We start from the raw sequence: 2,479 nt of genomic DNA, 5'->3' as shown, positions 1-2,479 counted from the left end.
CGATGTGGCACGCACGCTCGCGGGACGTACCGGGCGCGGGCCGGTACGCGCCGCCGTCGTCGCCCACGACGGGCGCGAACTAGCCGACGCACTGGACGCGTTGGGGCAGGGCTGCCGGGACCCGCGGGTGATCACCGGCGACCGCGATCGGGTGGGGCGCGGTCCGGTGTGGGTGTTCTCCGGGTACGGCAGCCAGTGGACCGGCATGGGCCGTCAACTCCTCGTGGAGGAACCGGCCTTCGCCGCCGCCGTGGAGAAACTCGACGCACAGCTCGCCGACGTCTTCGGCTTCTCGCTCCGCGCACACCTGGCCTCCGCCGGACCTCTCGACCGGCTCGACGTGTCCCAACCAGTGCTCTTCGGCACACAGTTGGCGCTCGCCGAGCTGTGGCGGTCCTACGGCGTCGAACCCGCCGCCGTGATCGGTCACTCCCTGGGCGAGGTGGCCGCCGCCGTGTGCGCGGACGCGCTGGACGTGGTGGACGCGGCGCGGGTCGTCGCCGTGCGGGCCCGGTTGCGCGGTGGGGGGCGCGGGGGCGCGATGGCCGTCGTGGACCTGGAGGACGGTGAACTGCCCGACCTGGACCGGGAGTTCCCGGGTGTTCAGGTCGCCGTGCACTCCTCGCCCCGGCAGAAGGTCGTCACCGGTGACGAGGCGGCGGTCGCCCGGTTGGTACGCCGGCTGGAGGAGCGAGGGCGTGCCGCCCGGGCCATGCGGGTCGTCGGCGCCGGGCACTCGCCCCAGGTGGACCCGCTGTTGCCGGAGTTGGTAGAGGCCCTCGCGGACCTCCGGGGCCGGTCACCGCGGGTCCCCGTCTACTCCACCGTCCTCGACGACCCGCGCGGTGTCTGCGAGTTCGGCGCCGACCACTGGGCGGCCAACCTGCGCCGGCCGGTGCGGCTGGACCGGGCCCTCGCGGCCGCTGCGGCGGACGGTCGTACCGCCTTCGTCGAGATCTCGCCGCATCCGGTCCTGGCCCGGTCCATCACCGACACCGTGCCCGGCGCGCTCACCGTGAGTACTCTGCGGCGCGACGCGGCCGGGTCCGCCGCGTTCCTCAGGGAGTTGGGTGCCTTGTACGCGGCGGGGCTGTCCCTGCCGGTACCGGCTGGTCGGGTCGTCGACCTTCCGCTGCCGCGCTGGCGGCACGTCCGGTACTGGTGGACGGACGGGCGGGGGCACGTCACGGCAGAACGGCCGGCGGGGACTGCCGTCGCGGCCGTCGTCCCGGAGCCCGCCGCTGTGCCGGAGCCCGCCGCTGTTGTGGAACCCGCCCCCACTTCCGTGGTCGCCCGCCTGAGTCACCACATCGCCGCCGTCACCGGACATTCCCCGGCCCGCCTCTCCCCCACCACGGCGTTGGCCGACCTCGGCCTGGATTCCCTGATGGCCGTCCGGATCCGTACCGCACTGGACCGCGAGTTCGGGATCGAGCTGCGTCTGCACGACCTGTTCGACGCCACGACGGTCGACGAAGTCGCCGCCCGGATACGGCAGTTGACCAACGACCCGGCCCCTCTCCGCACGCTGAGTGAAGGCGGCACGCAGGCCCCGCTCTTCCTCTTCCATGCCGCCGGCGGCAGCACCGACGTCTACCGCGCGCTCGCCCGACACCTGGGCGACGACCGGCCGGTGCACGGTCTCGACCGGATCGAGGACGCCCGTACGGTGTCGGAGAAGGCGCGGCGCTACGCCGAGGAGATCACCGCCGTGCACCCCGACGGGCCGTGTGCGCTGGGCGGTTGGTCCTTCGGCGGGTTCGTCGCCCAGGAGACGGCACGCCGGCTCGCCGCCGCCGGGCGGGACGTCGAACTCGTCGCGCTCATCGACTCCGTACGTCCCCTCCCCCAGCCCGGCCGCACCCCCGCCGACCGCGTCCGCGCCCACCTCACCGGCTTCGCCAGGCACGTCGCCGACGCGTACGGCGTCCAACTCCCGCTGCCGTACGACGAACTCGTGGCGATGGACGACGACCGCACACGTATCGACGCCGTGCTGCGCACCCTGCGCGGGGCCGTGCGGGTGCCGCCCGCCGCGCTGGAGCACCAGCGTGCCTCGTACCTGGATCTGAGGATCGGCGAGGCACACCGCCCGGGCCGGTACGAGGGCCCGGTGGTGCTGTACCGGGCCACGGAACCGGCGCCGCACACCGTGCGCGACCCGGCGTACGAACGGGACGACGACGCGCTCGGCTGGGACGAGCTGTGCCCGCGCCTGACGGTCGTACCGGTGTCGGGGCATCACCTGTCGCTGCTCGACCCGCCGCACGTCGACGAGATCGCCGCCCATCTGCGGCGGGTGCTGGCCTCGCCGGGCGGACCCACCGCACCGGCCTGAGGACCCGCCGACCCGACCCGAGGAGCCGCCATGCCGCACCAGCACACCGTCGAGACAACCCCCGGCCACCCGGCCGGGATCTCCCCGCGCGCCGCCCTGCCGCAGTGCCCTCCCCGGGCGATGTCCCGGCGTGCCGCCGCG

At 74.6% G+C, this 2,479-nt stretch carries 1 protein-coding gene; it reads left to right on the top strand.

Going from position 1 to position 2,479, the window contains the following annotated elements; genetic code table 11:
* On the top strand, positions 1-2,338 hold a 2,338-nt coding region (locus tag R6V09_RS50830; RefSeq protein ID WP_317888201.1), incomplete at its 5' end, for an acyltransferase domain-containing protein.
* Positions 2,339-2,479: the final 141 nt, after the last annotated feature.

Source organism: Streptomyces sp. W16 (assembly GCF_033194735.1).
In the GTDB taxonomy this organism is placed as follows: Bacteria; Actinomycetota; Actinomycetes; order Streptomycetales; family Streptomycetaceae; genus Streptomyces.
Note: the sequence above shows the minus strand (reverse complement) of the source record. Positions and strands in the feature narration are given on the sequence as shown.